This is a genomic window from Streptomyces sp. NPDC021012 (assembly GCF_044333355.1).
Lineage (GTDB): Bacteria > Actinomycetota > Actinomycetes > Streptomycetales > Streptomycetaceae > Streptomyces.
The window spans coordinates 411575-429411 of record NZ_JBIRQU010000002.1 but is presented as its reverse complement, the minus strand read 5'-3'; the positions used below and the strand labels follow the sequence as shown (position 1 = coordinate 429411).

Annotated in this window: 12 protein-coding genes and 3 pseudogenes; 1 reads left to right on the top strand and 14 read right to left on the bottom strand. The window is 70.6% G+C overall.

Annotation, left to right across the window (positions count from 1 at the left end; genetic code table 11):
- Positions 1-328: 328 nt before the first annotated feature.
- From ACH4TP_RS07310 to ACH4TP_RS07245, 14 genes and pseudogenes are all read right to left on the bottom strand, one after another.
- A pseudogene (locus tag ACH4TP_RS07310) lies at positions 329-1297 on the bottom strand (extracellular solute-binding protein); the annotation flags it as partial.
- A pseudogene (locus ACH4TP_RS07305) lies at positions 1294-2713 on the bottom strand (glycoside hydrolase); the annotation flags it as partial. The pseudogenes ACH4TP_RS07310 and ACH4TP_RS07305, both read right to left, overlap by 4 nt.
- A 564-nt stretch (positions 2714-3277) precedes the next feature.
- A pseudogene (locus tag ACH4TP_RS07300) lies at positions 3278-3584 on the bottom strand (sugar ABC transporter substrate-binding protein); the annotation flags it as partial.
- 428 nt (positions 3585-4012) lie between these two features.
- Entirely contained in the window at positions 4013-7219 is a 3207-nt protein-coding gene (locus ACH4TP_RS07295; RefSeq protein ID WP_398436278.1) for a glycosyl hydrolase family 95 catalytic domain-containing protein, read from the bottom strand.
- 450 nt (positions 7220-7669) lie between these two features.
- Positions 7670-8365, bottom strand: coding sequence for a FadR/GntR family transcriptional regulator (locus tag ACH4TP_RS07290; RefSeq protein WP_398436276.1), 696 nt, complete (start codon positions 8363-8365; stop codon positions 7670-7672).
- A gap of 39 nt (positions 8366-8404) precedes the next feature.
- Positions 8405-9274, bottom strand: a complete 870-nt coding sequence (locus ACH4TP_RS07285) for an amidohydrolase family protein (RefSeq protein ID WP_398436274.1) — start codon at positions 9272-9274, stop codon at positions 8405-8407.
- Positions 9271-9582, bottom strand: coding sequence for an L-rhamnose mutarotase (locus ACH4TP_RS07280; protein WP_398436272.1), 312 nt, complete (start codon positions 9580-9582; stop codon positions 9271-9273). Before ACH4TP_RS07280 ends, ACH4TP_RS07285 begins: the two co-directional genes overlap by 4 nt.
- Positions 9579-10232: a lactate utilization protein C gene (locus tag ACH4TP_RS07275; RefSeq protein WP_398436271.1), complete on the bottom strand. Its 654-nt coding sequence runs from the start codon at positions 10230-10232 to the stop codon at positions 9579-9581. The genes ACH4TP_RS07280 and ACH4TP_RS07275 overlap by 4 nt, the downstream gene beginning before the upstream one ends.
- Positions 10229-11707: a LutB/LldF family L-lactate oxidation iron-sulfur protein gene (locus tag ACH4TP_RS07270; RefSeq protein WP_398436269.1), complete on the bottom strand. Its 1479-nt coding sequence runs from the start codon at positions 11705-11707 to the stop codon at positions 10229-10231. Before ACH4TP_RS07270 ends, ACH4TP_RS07275 begins: the two co-directional genes overlap by 4 nt.
- Positions 11704-12444, bottom strand: coding sequence for a (Fe-S)-binding protein (locus tag ACH4TP_RS07265; protein WP_398436267.1), 741 nt, complete (start codon positions 12442-12444; stop codon positions 11704-11706). The genes ACH4TP_RS07270 and ACH4TP_RS07265 overlap by 4 nt, the downstream gene beginning before the upstream one ends.
- Positions 12444-13442: an aldo/keto reductase gene (locus tag ACH4TP_RS07260; protein WP_398436265.1), complete on the bottom strand. Its 999-nt coding sequence runs from the start codon at positions 13440-13442 to the stop codon at positions 12444-12446. Before ACH4TP_RS07260 ends, ACH4TP_RS07265 begins: the two co-directional genes overlap by 1 nt.
- Entirely contained in the window at positions 13439-14200 is a 762-nt protein-coding gene (locus tag ACH4TP_RS07255) for an SDR family NAD(P)-dependent oxidoreductase (RefSeq protein WP_398436263.1), read from the bottom strand. Before ACH4TP_RS07255 ends, ACH4TP_RS07260 begins: the two co-directional genes overlap by 4 nt.
- A complete protein-coding gene (locus ACH4TP_RS07250) occupies positions 14197-15534 on the bottom strand; it encodes an L-fuconate dehydratase (protein ID WP_398179644.1) in 1338 nt (445 codons plus the stop codon). Before ACH4TP_RS07250 ends, ACH4TP_RS07255 begins: the two co-directional genes overlap by 4 nt.
- An 11-nt stretch (positions 15535-15545) precedes the next feature.
- Complete coding sequence (locus tag ACH4TP_RS07245) at positions 15546-16397, bottom strand: fumarylacetoacetate hydrolase family protein (RefSeq protein WP_398179647.1); 852 nt, start codon at positions 16395-16397, stop codon at positions 15546-15548.
- A 384-nt stretch (positions 16398-16781) separates the two neighbouring features.
- Here ACH4TP_RS07245 and ACH4TP_RS07240 point away from each other — a divergent pair, with 384 nt between their 5' ends.
- Positions 16782-17825, top strand: a complete 1044-nt coding sequence (locus ACH4TP_RS07240) for a sugar ABC transporter substrate-binding protein (protein ID WP_398179650.1) — start codon at positions 16782-16784, stop codon at positions 17823-17825.
- Positions 17826-17837 lie beyond the last annotated feature (12 nt).

Genomic DNA, 17837 nt, shown 5'->3' with positions numbered 1-17837 from the left:
CGACGCAAGGGGCTGCTGCGATGGATGAGGCTGTCGAGAGGCGCCTGACGGGTAAAAGCCCAGTTCAGGCGCCTCTCTTTGTGTCCCTGGAAGAAGCCGAGCCGCTTCGGCGAGTAGGACACCAGCAGATTCTTCGTCTGCTGGTGGCACCGACAGTCTGGCCGGCTTGACCTGCGAAAACGGGTGCAGGGGTGCTCCGCCGACGTAGTGGTCCGGGAACGGCCCGGGTCCGTGCCGGTCGGCGCGCCAGGGATCGGTGCGGGCGTTCCCCATGCGTACGGTGCTCCGTGGTGCTGGAGGGACGCCCGCTCACCCTGTGTGGCGTGTGCTACTTGTTGACGGTGAAGCCCTGGTCGTTGCCGTACTTGACGCTGGCGTCCTGCCAGGCCTTCAGGCCGTCGGTGAGCTTGGTCGGGGAGACGTAGGCCTTGCCGACGGTGTCGTTGAAGATCGAGTTGGCGTACACCTGGTAGGGCAGGTAGGACCAGTCGGTGCGGACGTTCTTCGCGGATTCGGCGAAGATCTGGTTGGCCTTCTGGCCGCCGAAGTACGGGAAGGCGGTGTCGAGGAAGGTCTTGGACTCGAGGTCGGCGCGGGTCGCGGGGAACGCGCCCTGGGCGACGCGGGAGCTGGCTCCGGCGCCGGTGGTGGCGAACTCGGTGAAGGCGTAGGCGAGTTCCTTGTTCTTCGCGGCCTTCGGGACGGCGAGGGAGCTGCCGCCGTTCTCGGCGCTGGCCTTGTCGCCCTTCGTCCACTGCGGGAGCGGGGCGACGCGCCAGTCGCCGGAGGCGGAGGCGACGCCGGAGGCGAGGTTCGCGGGCATCCAGGCGCCGGTGGAGAGGGTGGCGATGGAGCCGTCGGCCAGGCCCTTGTACCAGGCGTCGCTCCAGGAGGAGACGGGCGCGACAAGCTTCTCGTCGAGGAGCTTCTGCCAGGTGGCGGTGTACTTCTTGGTGCCCGCGTCACCGAAGTCGACGGTGACGTTCGTGCCGTCGGTCTTGTACGGGTGGCCGCCGGCCTGCCAGATCAGGCTGGTGGTGGCACCGGCGTCGCCCGTGTCGTTGGTGATGAAGACCTTCGGGTCGGCCTTGTGGAGGGCGCGGGCGGCGTCCACGTACTCGTCCCACGTGGTGGGGACCTTGATGCCGTGCTTGTCGAAGACCTTCTTGTTGTAGAAGAACGCCATCGGGCCCGAGTCCATCGGCAGGGCGTAGACGGACTTGTCCTGGTGGACGGCGTTCCACGGGCCACCGGTGAAGTCCATGGCGTGGCTCTGCGCGCCGTACGGGGCGAGTTCGTGCCGTTTTCCCCGACGGTCACTGCCTTGCCGCTCTGGACACCGGTCAGCGAGTACGACTTGCCCGTGCTGAACAGGCTCGCGTTCTTCGCGACGCCGGAGACACCCTTGATGGCGAACGAGGTCACCGACTGCGCGGGGACCGTGAAGGTCGCCCTGCCGTCGACGACCTTGACCGGGGCCTGCTCCACAGGTGTCGGCCGACGTGCAGCTGAACGGAATCTGGACGGAGCCCCAGTTGCCGCCCTTGGCCGACTCGCCGCCCGGCTTCATGTTGTCGTAGTCCTCGACCGGCTGCCAGAACACCCAAGCCCTGGGCTCGAGCTCACGCAGGTCGTTCACGATGTGCTGTGCCAGACCCAGCCCCGGGCGCATGTCGGTGAAGCTCTGCCCGTCGCCCCAGTCGCCCTCGACCTCGCTCATCCACAGCGGTTTGTTCGCTGCCTTGGCCAGGTCGCGGACCGTCGTGCGCTGTTGGGTGTTGTACGTGTGGACGTTCATCTGGCCGACGAGGTCCTCGGACGTCTGCGAGTAGGAGTTCCAGGTCGCCGCGAACCCCCAGGGAGTGGACTCGTCCATCGCCGAGATGTCGGCCCCGACCTTCGCCTTCTTCAGGGCGGGCGCCAGCGCCGCGAGCACCTTCTGCTGCAGCTGCGACCCGATGTCCGCACCCTCCTGACGGCCCACCGGGTTGCCGTCGGCGTCCAGACGGGTGCCCCAGTGACCGGCGGGCTCGTTGAACGGGTCGACCGTGTCGACCTTGATGCCCTCGGATCTCTCCAGCCGCTTCGACGCCCCCGAGAGGTAGGCGGCGAAGTCGTCGACCGAACTCTCCTTCAACTGGTCGACACCGGCGTTGAAACCACCGGAGACGTACCCGTTGGCAGTCATGAACCAGGGCGGGGAGTTGGAGAACGTCTCCCAGTGGTCGATGTCGTTCCTGATCCGCTTGACCCACCAGCGTTGGGTGCCGTCCGCCTGGTCGTTCCAGTGGGCCGGGTTGTCGGGGTTCCACCAGTCGGTGTCCGCACGGGTCGTCCCTGCCGGCGCCTTCCACCAGCCTTCCACCGCACCACCGGCACGCAGATAGTCCTTCACGTCGGGCGCGTTGCCGCCGCCGATGTTGTAACGCGCGATGTTCAGCGCCAGGCCGTCGTCGTCGAAGAGCAGATCGGCGAGCTTCTCGCGGATCTCCTTCGGGTAGTCGCCGGTGGCGTTCGCGAACCAGGCCAGGCTGGTGCCCCAGCCCTCGAACCTGTCCTGCTTGTACGACGGGTCTGGCTGGACGGTGACCGACGCGACGGCCGTGTCGGCCTGCGCGGGCGGCGCCGGGACGGAAAGCAGTGCTGCTCCGGTCACCAGCGCGGTCAGCGACGCGGCTCCGAGGAAACGTCCGCTGCGGGTAGGGCGTGGCATCGTGTGCTCCCAACTGAGGATGTGGAAACGCTGCGGTGGCCAGGGGCGGCAACGTGCCGCCCCTGGGAGTTCATGTGTGGAGGGAAGGGGGGAGTGGATCAGATCGGTGGCCGGCGCGCCGCGGCGACCTCGCACGGCCCGAGGACGAGCCCGCCGTCACCGGCCGTACCGCACGGCACGCCACCGGCGAACCCGGGGAGCGCCACAGCGTCGTCGGTCCGGTTCACCAGGAACAGGAACCCTTCCTCCGCTTTCCTGCGGGCGGTCGGCTCGATACGCCCGCCTGCCTCTCCGGGGAGTTCGCTCTCGGCACCCGCCGGCTCCAGCAGGTGCGGCAGCAGGGCGGTGAGGCCTTCGACGCCGGTTCGACGTCGAGACGTACGACGCCGAACCGGCGTCCGTCGTACGACGGGTCGCGGCCGGCCGCCCGGCCTTGTTGCCGGAATCGCGGCGGGCGAGGACCTCGGTCCGCTCGCCGACCAGGGTGATGCGGTCGGTCCGCAGGGGGCCGGGCGGGCCGTCGTCCAGGTGCACCGCCTCATCGGCGAGCAGCGGACCGAACTCCCGGAACGAGGCCGACCCGAGCTCCGCCCTGGTGGAGGGAAAGGCGCCCTGGGTGACCCGGATGGCGACGCCGGCACCACGTCGGGGTACTTCGCGAAGGCGTAGGCGAGTTCCTTGTTCTTGCTCGGCGCCGGGACCGCCGGCGAGCTGCCGTCGTTCTCCGCGCTCGCCTTGTCGCCCTTGGCCCAGGCCCGCATTGCCGCTGCGCGCCACTGGCCTTGGGTGTCGGGACGCCGCTGACGAAGCCGGCGGGCATCCAAGCGGCGGTGGCCAGGGTGGCGATGGCGCCGTCGCCGAGACCCTTATACCGTTCGGGAGCGGTGGTCGCGTTTCGCCGGAGGCGGGGCCGGCCGCCGCTCGGCGGCCCACGGTTGCAGCGTCGTCATACTCTTCCTCGCTCCTCCGTTCACAGAACCTGCGGCACCGCACGGTTCGCCAGTACCCGTACGAAGGGCTCCTCGGTGCGCGCTGGTCCGCACATGGTCCGGATCTTGGTGCGAGTGCGCCTGTGGTGCCGGGAGCACCTGGGCGGCGAGGCGGGCCCGCGCACCTCGGTTTCCCCCGCACGGACCGTGATGGTCATGCCCTCACCACGGGGTCCCTGCGCACGGGCTGGCGTTCCACGTCTCGTACCGTCCGTGCCGTGCCGCGGAACCGAGCATCGGGTCCGGCGCTCCCGCGACGTGCGCCCTTCCTCGGGAGGCGGTCGTCGGAGGAGCACCGGTCCGATCGGTGTCACCTGGAGGGCTTCAGCGGCTTCACCTTCTGGTCTGTGCCGTTCAGTCGCACCGTGACATTCCTCCGGTTCCGCGCCCGGTCGGCCACGATGCTGTACGACGTCACCTTCCCGTCCCGCCACTCGCAGCTGACTTCGTATCCGCCGCGCGCGCGGAGCCCGGTGAACGAGCCCTCGGCCTTCCAGGCGTCCGGCAGGGCGGCCAGCAGGTGGATGACGTTGTCGTGGCTCTGCAGCAGCATCTCCGCCACCGCACCCGTGATGCCGAAGTTGCCGTCCATCTGGAAGGGCGGGTGGTTGCAGAACAGGTTGGGCAGCGTGTTGTAGGTCAGGAGTCCGCGCAGCATGATCTGGGCGCGCTGCCCGTCACCGAGCCGGGCGAAGAGGGCTGCCCGCCAGGGCCAGGTCCACGAGCGGCGGCTGTCGCCCGACACGGTCGCGGCCGTGAAAGGGACGCCGTCCCGCTCGCCGCAGCGTGCTTTGAGCGAGACGAGGGCCGCGGCGGCGAAGTCGGGCGTCTTCGGGGTGATCTGGCGTCCCGGGTAGACCGCGAAGAGGTGCGAGGTGTGGCGGTGGATGTCGGTGGGGCTGTCGATGTCCTCCTGCCACTCCTGCAGTTGGCCCCACCGGCCGATCTTGTTCGGCGCGAGCCGCGCCTGCATGTCCGCGACCTTGGCCCGGTAGACGGGATCCGCGTCGAGCACCGCCTCGCAGTCGAGGTAGTTCTGGAACAGGTCCCAGATGAGCTGCTGGTCGTACATGACGCCGTCCTCGCGCGGACCGTGCTCGGGAGACCAGCCGTCCGGCGCGACGAGGAGCCCGTCCTCGCGCTCCTTGAGACGGTCCTCCCAGAACTCGCAGATCTCCTTGATCATGGGGTAGGCGACGGTACGCAGGTAGCCGAGGTCCTGGGTGAACGCCCAGTGCTCGTACAGGTGCTGCGCGTACCAGGCGCTCGCGACGGTGTTCCACTCCCACGCGTTGCCGCCGAAGATGCTCTGGCTGGTGCGGGCGGTCCAGCCGCGCGTGTTCTGGCCGAAGGCGTTGCGGGTCGCCACCCGGCTGGGCACCGCCACCTGCCGGACGAACCCGACGAGCGCCTCGTGGCACTCCGGCAGGTTCGTCGTCTCGGCTCCCCAGTAGTTCATCTGGACGTTGATGTTGGTGTGGTAGTCGGAGGCCCAGGCGGGCTGGTTGCTGTTGTTCCAGAGGCCCTGGAGGTTGGCGGGCAGGCCGTTCGGGCGAGAGGAGCTGATCAGCAGGTACCGGCCGTAGTCGAACATCGTCTGTTCGAGTTCCGGGTCCGTCCCGCCCGCCGCGTACCGCACCAGCCGGGACTTGGCCGGCAGGGCGACGACGGCGGCGTCGGATGTGCCCCAGGACACCGAGACGCGGTTCATCAGGGCCCGTGTCTCGGCGGTGTGCTCGTCGCGCAGCTCGTCGTAGGAACGGGCCGCCGCCCTGTCGAGGGTTCTCCTCACGACCGGGTCCGGATCGGCTCCGCGCCACCCGGCGGCGGCGTCGAGCTTGTAGTCCGTGCGGGCGTCGAGGAGCAGGGTCAGGGTCGTGCAGCCGCTGAACCGGAGCACCGGGCCGTCGGCGTGGAAGGTGCCGTCGGTGTGTACGGCCTGGACGGCGCACGCGTGCTTGAGGCCGTTGCCCATGACCCCGGTGAAGGCGAGCCGCCGGGCGTCGGCGTCGACGGTCGTCGGGGCGTTGTCCTGTGCCGACGTCAGCGAGATCGCTCCGGAGAGTCCGCCGACGCTGTCCGACGTGTACCGGAAGACCATGACGTCCGAGGATCGGCCGGCGAAGGCCTCCCGCAGCATGCGCCGTCCCGGCGCGCCGAAGCGGGTGACGTGGACGCCGTCCACGAAATCGAGGGCACGCTGGTAGTCGACGACCGCGCGCTGCGTGCGCGTGTCGAAGCCCGGGCCCTCCAGCGCGATCTCCGCGATCTGCAGGCCGGTGGAGGCGGCGCCGGGAGTCAGGGTGAGCCGGTAGCTGCGGTAGGCCGTGGTGTTGGTGATCCGGAAGGTCCGGGTCTCGCCGCGGCCGGCGAAGGGAGCTCCTGGGTTCTGCGTATCGAGGGTCACCCAGGCATCACCGTCCTTCGACGCCTCGAGCGCCCATCGTCCGGGGTCGTCCTGCGGACGGTCGCGGGCCGCCGTCAGGGCGTACGAGGCGACAACGACCGCGCGTGCCAGGTCGATCTGCCAGACGACTGCCGGCGCGGCCGCGTCGACCCGCCAGACGGTGCCCGGGTCGCGGTCCACCGAGCACGACAGGTCCGTGGCCGGGGAGCCGGTCCCCGCGCCGGATCCCTCGGCGTGCCCGCTCGGCGACGAGACGTACATCGCATCGCCTCCGAGGTCGACACCGGTCAGCCCGATCTCACTCACCTGGAAGTGGCTGACGCCTGCCTTGGGGACGAAGTCGAACCGGTAGAAGCGGTAGGCCCCGGCGCCGGCGCAGGTGAACTCCTTCGTCTGGAAGCGGTTCTCGAAGGGCGTTGCCGGAGTGCGGCTGTCCAGCGTGATCCAGTCGGCGCCGTCGGCGGATCCGGAGAACGTCCATTCCTGCGGGTCGCGCTGGGGCACGTCGTTGGCACTCGTCAGGCGGTAGGACGGGACCGGGACGGGCTCGGGAAGCTCCACCTGCCACTGCACCCTCGAACCGGGTGTCTCGATGCACCACTTGGTGCCCGAGTTGCCGTCGTAGGTCTTGTCGACTCCCTCCGACGAAGAGGTCCGGTACGGTCCCCCCGGGGCCGTGATCTTGGGAGCGGGAGTGAAGGCGACGACGACGTCACCGAAGCTCCGGTACGAGCCGAAGCCGGTCATGCCGGTGTCGAAGGCACTGTCCGGCTTGCCCGCGAGGGCGTTGTCGTAGTCGTTGAGGCCGCCCCACAGACTCTGCTCGTTGAACTGGACGCGCTCCACGTGAGGATCGGCGAAAAGCATGGCGCCGAGCCGGCCGTTGCCGATCGGCAGGGCCTGCGACTGCCAGTCCGTGGCGGGGGCGGTGTACCTCAGCGCCCTGCGCGACAGGGTCGGCCACTGGACGGGGAGCCGGGCGTCGGTGCCTGCGGCGGACGCCTGGGGGACCGGGGTGCCGCCGGTCAGCTGAGTGACCAAGGGGGCGAGGGCGAGGGCGCCGCTGAACTTGAGAAGGCTTCTTCGCGTGGGTTCGGTGTCATGGATCACGAGAGGTCTCCCGGTGAATTCATCGGTTCTTTCACGGACGAGGTGGCAGGCCTTCGTCATTTATCGAGGGCGCGGTCATCATTCCCAGTGAATAGATCGGATGTCTAGGGGTGTGCAGTGCCGACTCACCGAACACGGGCGGACGTAGAACGTGATCTGTCGGGGGATGGGGAGAGCGGCCTCCTGGCACGAGCCGGCCGCGACTCCCGAAGGGGTCTGCGTTCTGGAGGGCCACGAGCTGACCCATGGGGAACGCGGGATCGACGCCCGCGAGGTCCACTCCGCCGACGGCCCCTGTCGTACGGCAAGCACTCCGATGACCGAGTGGCGTACCCGTACGCCCCAGGGGGCGTACGGCTGCGCCGGCTGTTCCGCGCCGCTGCCCAAGCACAGTCCTCGGCCGGAATCCGGCACAGGGATCGCCGTCCCGGCCCCGGCTCCTCGGCTGGGTCAGGCGTGTGTGGAACCGTCCACGCCGAGGGTCTCGCGCAGCCACTGCTCGACTTCTCCGACGTGCACCGTCGCCCACGCCTGCGCGAGTTCGGGCCTGCGGGCGGCGACGGCCTCGTAGATCGCCCGGTGCTGCTGCTGGGTTCGCTCCACGGCGCCGTCGTCCACGCGACCACGCCACAGGCGGGCGCGGGCGGTGGGCCCGGACAGGCCCTCGATCAACGACGCGAGCACCGCGTTGCCCGAGCCCGCTGCCAGCCGGCGGTGGAACTCGAGGTCGTTCTCGATCAGGGCGTCCAGCGACGGTGTGCCGTCGAGCCGGTCGAGGACCTCGCCGAGCGCGGCGACCTCCTCGTCCGGCATCGCGCGGGCGGCCATCGCGGCGGCGGCCGGTTCGAGGATCCGCCGGACCTCCAGGAACTGCACGACGGTGTCGTCCTGCTGGAGGTCCGCGACGAAGGTGAGCGCGTCGAGGAGCAGGTCGGGTTCCAGGCTCGTCACGTAGGTGCCGTCGCCCTGGCGGACGTCGAGGACCCGCATGAGCGAGAGGGCCTTCACCGCCTCGCGGAGCGAGTTGCGGGAGAGGCCGAGGCGCTCGGCGAGATCGGCCTCGCGCGGGAGCCTGGAGCCCGGGCCGAGTTCACCGCTGACGATCATGGCCTTGATCTTCTCGATCGCCTCATCGGTGACTGGCACGACCTCGCCCCTCTCGAGTTCTGGTCCGTGCAGGATAGGTCACTCCCGTGGGTGGGGCCCAAAGCCGTAGACCTCGATCGCGTTGTCATGGAAGACCGCGTCCCGCTCCGCCGGGCTCAGCCGGTCGGTGAGGCGTTCGGCGGTCCGGACGACCTCTCCGTAGGAGGCCTGGAGCGTGCAGACCGGCCAGTCCGAGCCGAAGAGCAGCCGCCGCGGGCCGAAGGCCTCCAGGACGGTGTCGGCGTACGGGGCGAGGTCCTCGGCCCGCCATGTGCCGGGGGTGGCCTCGGTGACCATGCCGGAGAGCTTGCACACGGTGTTCGGCAGGGCCGCCAGACGGCGTACGGCTGCTGCCCACGGTTCGAGGGCCCCGCTGCTGATGGGCGGTTTGCCGAGGTGATCGAGGACGAAGGTCAGCCCGTCGAGCCGTGCCGCCGCCTTCTCGCAGGCGGCCAGTTGATCCGGCGTGACGACGAGGTCGTAGGCGAGCCCGGTGGCGGCGACGGCGGCCAGTCCGCGTTGTACGTCGGGCCGCAGCAGCCAGTCGGGGTCCGGTTCTTCCTGGACCTGGTGGCGGACGCCCACCAGCCGGTCACCGCCCGGTCCTTCGCGCAGGGCGGCGAGGGCGTCGGTGATGTCGGGGGCGGTCAGGTCGGTCCAGCCGACGACGCCGGCGATCAGGTCGTCGGCGGCGGCCAGGGCCAGGAGCTCCGGGGTCTCGTCGGGGACGCAGACGGTTTGGACGACGACGGTGGCGGTCACGCCAGCCTCCTTCGCCTCGGGGGCCAGGTCGGCCGCCGAGAAGGAACGGGCCAGCGGGGCGAGGGAGTCGCCGGTGATCCAGGGCTGGGGGCGTACGTCCAGGTCCCAGACGTGGTGGTGGGCGTCGATGATCCGTCGGCCGGTCACAGCTGCCACACCACCGGGAGCCCGGCCGTGGCACCGGCCTCGGAGTAGTCGTGGGCGACGTCGAGGAGCTCGGCCATGCGTGCCTGCCAGCCGATGTTGACCGGGAGGTGCTCCAGCTCGGCGAGCAGGCGGGCGTAGTCCTCGCATTCGAGGAGGTGGAAGAGCTCGCGGTCGCTGCGCCAGATCGTCCAGGAGGTGACACCGGCGGCCCGGATGGCGGCCGTGAGCTCCTCGGGCACCTCTCGGTGCGCCGTCTCGTACTCCTCGATCCGGTCCGCGCGGACGCGGGTGTGGAGGGCGATTCTCATGAGTTCTTCTCCGGGTGGGTGGGGGCGACGACGATGACGTCGAGGGTGCGGGGGCCGTGGACGCCTTCGACGCGGTCGAGTTCGATGTCGCTGGTGGCGGAGGGGCCGGAGACGAAGGTGAGCGGCCGGGTCGGGTCGAGGCGGGCGAGGGCGTCGGGGACGTCGGCGGCGATCTGCTCGGCGTACACGACGCACAGGTGGTGGTCGGGGACGAGGGTCAGGGCGCGCCGACCCTGACCCGGACCCGTGTCGAGGACGATGGTGCCGGTGACGGCGATCCCGGCGGCCGCGAGGGTGAGCGTCCCGTCCAGCGCGTCCAGGTCGGACACGCCCAGGGGTTCCCTGTGCCAGGTCCAGGGGTCGGGAAGCAGCAGCTCGACGGGAAATCCGCTCGGCAGGGCCAGATTCTGGACGCCGCGGGAGGTGAGGGCGGCGGAGATCGCGGCGGGGAGCCCGGCCTCGTCGGTGTGGTGGACGGTGGCGCGGTAATCGGTGACCCGTTCGGCGAACAGGGCGACGAGGTCCTCGCCGGGCGCGGTGTGGCTGCGGCGGTAGGCACGGGGTACGGGCACGTCGTCCGGTGTCTCGTCGGGCGGGACGTCGGTGAGTGCGGCACGGATGCGGCCGAGTACGGCGTCGCGGCTGCTCATCGCTCCCCTTCCTTGTTCTTGTGCCACCAGGTGCGGAAGGACTCGGCGGGCGGGGCCGGGGTGTCGCGGGTGTCGGACCAGCCGTGCAGCGGGCCGGGCAGCGGGCCGGGCAGCCGGCCGATGCGCCCGTTCCTGGCCAGGGCCCGGCCGCCGAGGCTCGCGGCCTTCTGCGCGGCGGTGAGCAGCTTCGGCGAGCCGAGGACGGTGGCGGCGGCCTTCATCGCCAGGGCCTCCGCGGTGGGGGTACGCCGGTCCGCCCGCTTGGCCTCGACGACCTGGGCCCGCAGGTGGGCCAGTACCTCCGGGATGTCGATCTTCACGGGGCAGGCGTCGTAGCAGGCGCCGCACAGGGTGGAGGCGAACGGCAGGGAGGCCGCGTTCTCCACACCGACGAGCTGCGGGGTGAGGACGGCGCCGATCGGGCCGGGGTAGACCGATCCGTAGGCGTGGCCGCCGGTGCGCTCGAAGACCGGGCACACGTTGAGGCAGGCGGAGCAGCGGATGCAGGCGAGGGCCTGGCGGCCGACGGTGTCGGCGAGGGTGTCGGTGCGCCCGTTGTCGAGAAGGACCAGGTGGAACGCGGACGGTCCGTCGCCGTCGGTGGTGCCGGTCCAGGTGGAGGTGTACGGGTTCATCCGCTCTCCGGTCGACGAGCGGGGCAGCAGCTGGAGGAAGACCTCCAGGTCGGTCCAGGTGGGGACGACCTTCTCGATGCCCATCACGGTGATCAGGGTCTCGGGCAGGGTCAGGCACATCCGGCCGTTGCCCTCGGACTCGACCACGACGACGGTTCCGGTGTCGGCGACGGCGAAGTTGGCGCCGGAGACGGCGACCTTGGCGGTGAGGAACTTCTCGCGGAGGTGGCGGCGGGCGGCATCGGCGAGTTCGGCCGGGTCGTCGGTGAGACCGTCGGGCGCCGGGCGCCCCCAGTGGCCCATCTGGGCGGTGAACAGGTCGCGGATCTCGGTGCGGTTCTTGTGGATGGCGGGGACGAGGATGTGGGAGGGGCGGTCGTCGCCGAGCTGGACGATGAGTTCGGCGAGGTCGGTCTCGTACGCGGTGATCCCCTCGTCGGCGAGGTGCTCGTTGAGGCCGATCTCCTGGGTCGCCATCGACTTGATCTTCACGACCTCGCGCTCGCCGGTGGCCCGCACGAGCTCGGTGACGATGCGGTTGGCCTCGGCGGCGTCCGAGGCCCAGTGCACGGTGCCGCCCGCCGCGGTGACCGACTCCTCCAACTGGACCAGGTAGTGGTCGAGGTGGCGGGCGGTGCGCTTCTTGATCGCGGCGGCCGAGGTGCGCAGCTCCTCCCAGTCGTCCAGCTCGGAGGCGACCGCGAGGCGTTTGTCGCGGATGGTGGAGGTGGCGCGCTTCAGGTTGGCTCGGAGCTGGGTGTCCTTCAGCGCGTCGCGGGCGGCGTCGGGGAAGGACGGGGAGCCGAGCCAGACGACGCCCCGACCTGCGGGATCGCTCATGGGGTGGCTCCTTCCGTGTGCGCGAGGATCTCGGCCAGGTGCAGGGTGCGTACGGCACTGCCCTGGCGGGACAGGCCTCCTCCGATGTGCATCAGGCAGGAGTTGTCGGCGGCGCACAGCACGTCGGCGCCGCTGTCGAGGACGCCCCTGGTCTTGTCGGCGAGCATGGCGCTCGATGTCTCCGCGTTCTTTACCGCGAAGGTGCCGCCGAAGCCGCAGCAGGAGTCGGCGGCGGGCAGGTCGACGAGTTCGATGTCCTTCACCGCGCTCAGGAGCCGGTGCGGCCGGTCGCCCAGCCGGAGCCCGCGCAGGGAGTGGCAGGTGGGGTGGTACGCGACCCGGTGCGGGAAGCATGCGCCGACATCCGTCACGCCGAGGACGTCGGTGAGGAACTCGGTGAACTCGTGGACGCGGGGCGCGAGTTGGGTGACCGCGTCGTGGAGCGTGGCGGAACCGTGGTCCCGGGCGAGGGTCGGATGGTGGTCGCGGATCATGCCGGCGCAGGAGGCCGAGGGAGTGACCACCGCGTCGTACTCCTCGAAGGTCCGGGCGAAGCGCTCCACCAGGGGGACGGTCTCCGGGCGGTATCCGGTGTTGAAGTGCATCTGCCCGCAGCAGGTCTGCTCCTGCGGGAAGTCCACGGTGTGGCCGAGGCGTTCGAGGACGGTGACCACGGCGCGGCCGGTGTCCGGGAACATGGTGTCGTTGAAGCAGGTGAGGAAGAGGGCGACGCGCATCAGCCGGCCTCCCCGGGGGTCGGGACGTCCGCGGGCAGCAGTCCGCGTTCCATGAGTTCCGCCCACAGCGCGTCGGGGACGGGGTGGGCGAGCATGGCGGCGGCGTCGCGGGCCTCGGCGGCGCTGCGGGTGCCGACCAGCACGCTCGCGACGGCCGGATGCCCGAACGGGAAGCGGAGTGCGGCGGCGCGCAGCGGGACACCGTGCCGCTCGCAGACGGACTTCAACCGCAAGGCCCGGTCGAGGAGTTCGACAGGGGCGGTGGTGTAGTCGAAGGTGGCGCCGGGCTTCGGGTCGGCGAGCAGGCCGGAGTTGAAGGCGCCGCCGACGACGACACCGACGCCGCGCTCGGCGGCGAGCGGCAGCAGTTCGGTGAGACCGCTCTGGTCGAGGAGGGTGTAGCGGCCCGCCAGCAGGACGGCGTCGATGTCGGTCTCGCGGACGAAGCGGGCGAGCAGCTCGGCCTGGTTCATGCCGACGCCGATCGCTCCGACGGTTCCCTCCTGGCGCATCCGCGCGAGCTCCGGGTACGCCTGGTCGAGGGCCGACCCGGCGTGGTCGTCCGGGTCGTGGAGATAGACGATGTCGATCCGGTCGAGGCCGAGCCGCTCCAGGCTCTCCTCGATCGACCGTCGTACACCCCGTGCGCTGAAGTCCCAGCGACGGCGGTGGGTGGCGGGCACCGCGAAGCCGTTCGCGAGGTCGTCGCCCGGGGCTCCCGGCGTCGGCTCCAGGACGCGGCCGACCTTGGTGGACACGACGTACTCGTTCCGGGGGCGGGAGCGCAGGGCGGCGCCCAGGCGCCGTTCGGACAGGCCGAGGCCGTAGTGCGGGGCGGTGTCGAAGTACCGTACGCCCGCGTCCCAGGCGGCGTGGACGGCCTGTTCGGCCTCGGCGTCGGAGACGGCGGTGAAGAGGTTGCCGATGCCGGCGGCGCCGAACGCGAGCTCGGTGACCTGGACGGCGCTGTGACCGAGCGCATTCCGGTGCGGGGTCACGGCGTGGGCTCCGGTCGCAGCCGCAGGCCGGCCATGCCGCCGTCGACGGCGAGGGCGGTACCGGTCACGGAGGCGGCGGCCGGGGAGGCGAGGTAGGCGATGGCGGCGGCCACCTCCTGGGTGGTGACCAGGCGGCCGGTGGGCTGGCGGGCGTTGAGTGCGGCGCGTTCGGTGGCCGGGTCGGGGGCTGCGTCGAGCAGGCGGCCGACCCAGGGGGTGTCGACGGTGCCGGGGTTGACGCAGTTGACCCGGATGCCCTCGCGGACGTGGTCGGCGGCCATGGCCAGGGTGAGGGACAGCACCGCGCCCTTGCTGGCCGAGTACAGCGCGCGCTGCGGCAGCCCGGCGGTCGCGGCGATGGAGCAGGTGTTGACCACCGCCGCATGATCCGAGGCGCGCAGGTGCGGCAGGGCGGCGCGGGTGGTGCGGACGATGCCGAGGACGTTGACGTCGAGGACGCGGTGCCACTGCTCGTCGGAGTTGTCCTCGACGGTCCCGGCGGCCCCGATCCCGGCGTTGTTCACCAGGATGTCGATGCCACCGAAGGTCTCGACTGCCGCCTCCACGGCGCGGCGGACCGACTCGTCGTCGGAGACGTCGGCGGTGAAGCCCCGCAGCGGGGCGGGGACGCCGCTCGGGTCGAGGTCGAGGACGGCGACGTCCGCTCCGCGCTCGGCGAGCAGCGTGGCGGTGGCCAGGCCGATGCCGGAGGCGCCGCCGGTGACCAGGGCGGTGAGCCCCGCGAGTTCGGCCGTCATGCCGGTCCCTCCGTGTCGTCGGCCGCGTCGGCGACCCAGAAGGCACCGTGCGGGAACGTGTACGTGTCGATGCTGGCCTGCTTCATGGTGGCGGAGAAGCCGGGCGTGGTGGGGGCCCGGTAGTGGCCTCGGTCGATCACCACCGGGTCGAGGAAGTGCTGGTGGAGGTGGTCGACGAACTCGACGACCCGGTCCTCGGTGGTGCCGGAGAGGGCCACGTAGTCGAACATCGACAGGTGCTGGACGAGCTCGCACAGTCCGACGCCGCCGGCGTGCGGGCAGACGGGGATGCCGAACTTGGCGGCGAGCAGCAGGATCGCGAGGTTCTCGTTGACTCCGGCGACACGGGCGGAGTCCAGTTGGAGGAAGTCGATGGCTTCGGCCTGGAGGAGCTGCTTGAAGACGATGCGGTTCTGGACGTGCTCGCCGGTGGCGACCTTGACCGGGTGGACGCCGCGTCGGACGGCGGCGTGGCCGAGGACGTCGTCCGGGCTGGTGGGTTCCTCGATCCAGTACGGGTCGAACTCGGCGAGCGCGTTCGTCCACTCGATCGCCTGGTCGACGTCCCAGCGCTGGTTGGCGTCGATCGCCATGCGGATGTCCGGCCCGACGGCTTCCCGGGCGGCGCGGCAGCGGCGGATGTCGTCGGTGAGGTCGGCGCCGACCTTGAGCTTGATCTGGGTGAAGCCGTCCGCGACGGCCTTCTTGGCGAGGCGGGTGAGCTTCTCGTCGGAGTAGCCGAGCCAGCCGGGGGAGGTGGTGTACGCGGGGTAGCCCTGCCGCAGCAGGGCGGCGGCGCGGTGGTCCGCACCCTGCCTGCCCTTGGTCAGCAGCTCCAGGGCCTCGTCCCGGGTGAGCGCGTCGCTGATGTACCGGAAGTCGATCTGGCTCACCAGCCACTCCGGGTCGGAGTCGGCGAGGAACTGCCAGACCGGCTTGCCCGCGCGCTTGGCCGCGAGGTCCCAGACCGCGTTGACGACGGCGCCGATCGCCATGTGCATCACCCCCTTCTCCGGCCCGAGCCAGCGCAGTTGGCTGTCACCGACGAGGGCGCGGTAGAGGTCTCCGGGGTCGGCGCACAGTTCGTCGACGCTCCTGCCGACGACGTGCTCGCGCAGGGCGTCGATGGCGGCGACCTGGACGTCGTTGCCGCGGCCGATGGTGAAGGTGAAGCCGTGGCCTTCGTGGTCGCCCGCGGTCGTGCGCAGGACGAGGTAGGCGGCGGAATAGTCGGGGTCGGGGTTCATGGCGTCGGACCCGTCCAGCTCCCGTGAGGTGGGGAAGCGGATGTCGTAGGTGTCGACTGCAGTGATCCGCGCTGCGGTTGCGGACAACTCGGTGCCTTTCACGCGTTGTTGAAGGTCTGGCGCTGGGTGCCGAGGCCGTCGATCGAGAGCTCGACGGTGTCGCCCGCGCGCAGGTAGGGGGTGCCGGGCAGGCCGAGGGCCACGCCGGCCGGGGTGCCGGTGTTGATGACGTCGCCGGGGCGCAGCACCATGTACTGGCTCAGGTACCAGACGAGGTACGCGACGTCGAAGACCATGTTCTTGGTGTGACCGTCCTGGCGCGCCTCGCCGTTGACGGCCAGCCTCAGCCCCAGGGCCTGGGGGTCGCCCGCCTCGTCGGGGGTGACCAGCCAGGGGCCGAGCGGGTTGAAGGTCTCGCAGGACTTGCCGAGGTCCCACTGGGCGGAGAACTCCAGCTGGAACTCGCGCTCGGACACGTCGTTGCTGACGGCGTAGCCGGCGATGTGGCCGGGGGCGTCGGCGGGGTTCGCGAGGTAGCGGGCCTCCCGACCGATCACGACCGCGAGTTCGACCTCCCAGTCGGTCTTGACCGACCCGCGCGGGATCAGCACGTCGTCGTACGGGCCCACGACGGTGGAGGGGTCCTTCATGAACACCACCGGCCGCTCGGGGACGGGGGCGCCGGTCTCCTCGGCGTGGTCGCGGTAGTTGAGGCCGACGCAGACCACCTTGCCGGGCCGGGCCACCGGGGCCCCCGTCCGCCGGCCGGTGACGTCGAGGCGCGGCAGCTCGCCTCCAGCGAGCGCCCGCCGGACGCGGTCGATCCCGCCGGAGGCGAGGAACGGCCCGTCGATGTCCGTGGTGAGGGTGCTGAGGTCGAACGCGGCGCCGTCCTCGTCCAGGACCACCGGGGTCTCGTCCCCGGGCATGCCGATACGCATCAGCTTCATGTCTCGTCTCCTGTCGTCGCTTCGGGGACCACGCCCCTCAAGCCGACACATCTGATGAATCCGCGGCGGCATGACCATACGAGCCTTGCTCGCCTCACCGCAAGGAGTCATCCGATGTTTATCGGCCGTGCGGGTTCCCAACCGCTCCCGCGCAGGTCAGCATCCCTGCTTCCCCCGGCGGTGACCGTGCCGAGGAGGCCTGGAACTGGGTTCGTAATTCATCCGAGGTCTCCTCTTGTCAGTGGGGTTTCCGACTCGTAAGGTCCTCGTTGCCCGGAGCCATCCGATGACTCGGGAGTCTCCGGCCGTTCCTCATCGCCGGATCACGCCCCGGCCCCCCACCCCCTCAGGGGCGCCCGCATTCCAGCCAAGGAGATCAGCACCATGAAGCCTCGCTCCTCCAGAATCGCGGCCACGGCCGCCGCCGTGGCCGTCCTGGCGGGGTTCGCCACCGCCTGCAACCGCGCGAGCGACACGGCCTCCTCCGGCGGCAAGCCGGCGCTCGGCATCGATCTGCCGCGCGCGGACTCCGACTTCTGGAACTCCTATGCGCAGTACATCGAGCGGGACGCCAAGGACAAGGGCCTCAACACCCTGCCGGTGAGCAACTCCCAGAACGACGTGACGAAGCTCGTGGCCAACGTCCAGGTCTTCCAGAACACCGGCGCGAAGGCCGTCGTGATGGCCCCGCAGGACACCGGCGCGATCGCCTCCACCCTGGAGACGCTCGCCTCGAAGAAGATCCCGGTGGTCAGCGTCGACACGCGTCCCGACAAGGGGGACGTCTTCATGGTGGTGCGCGCCGACAACAAGGCGTACGGCACCAAGGCCTGCGAGTTCCTCGGCAAGCAGCTCGGGGGCAAGGGCAAGGTCGCGGAGCTCCAGGGCGCGCTGAGCTCCATCAACGGCCGGGACCGTTCCGAGGCCTTCGCCGCCTGCATGAAGGAGGAATTCCCCGGCATCAAGGTGATCGAGCTCGCCACCGACTGGAAGGGGGACGTCGCCTCGGCCAAGCTCCAGTCCACCCTGGCCGCCCATCCGGACCTCGGCGGCATCTACATGCAGGCCGGCGGCGTCTTCCTCCAGCCCACCCTCGCACTGCTCCAGCAGAAGGGCCTGCTCAAGCCCGCCGGACAGCCGGGACACATCAGCATCGTCTCCAACGACGGCATCCCGGCGGAGCTCAAGGCGATCCGCGAGGGCCAGATCGACGCGACCGTCTCGCAGCCCGCGGACCTCTACGCCAAGTACGCCCTCCACTACGCGCAGGCCGCCGCCGAAGGCAAGACGTTCAAGCCCGGCCCGACCGACCACCAGTCGACGATCGTCGCCCTGCCCAACGGCCTCGAGGACCAGCTCCCCGCCCCCCTGATCACCAAGGAGAACGTCGACGACAAGGCCCTGTGGGGCAACAACGTCGGCAAGTAGTCCCTCTCAGCC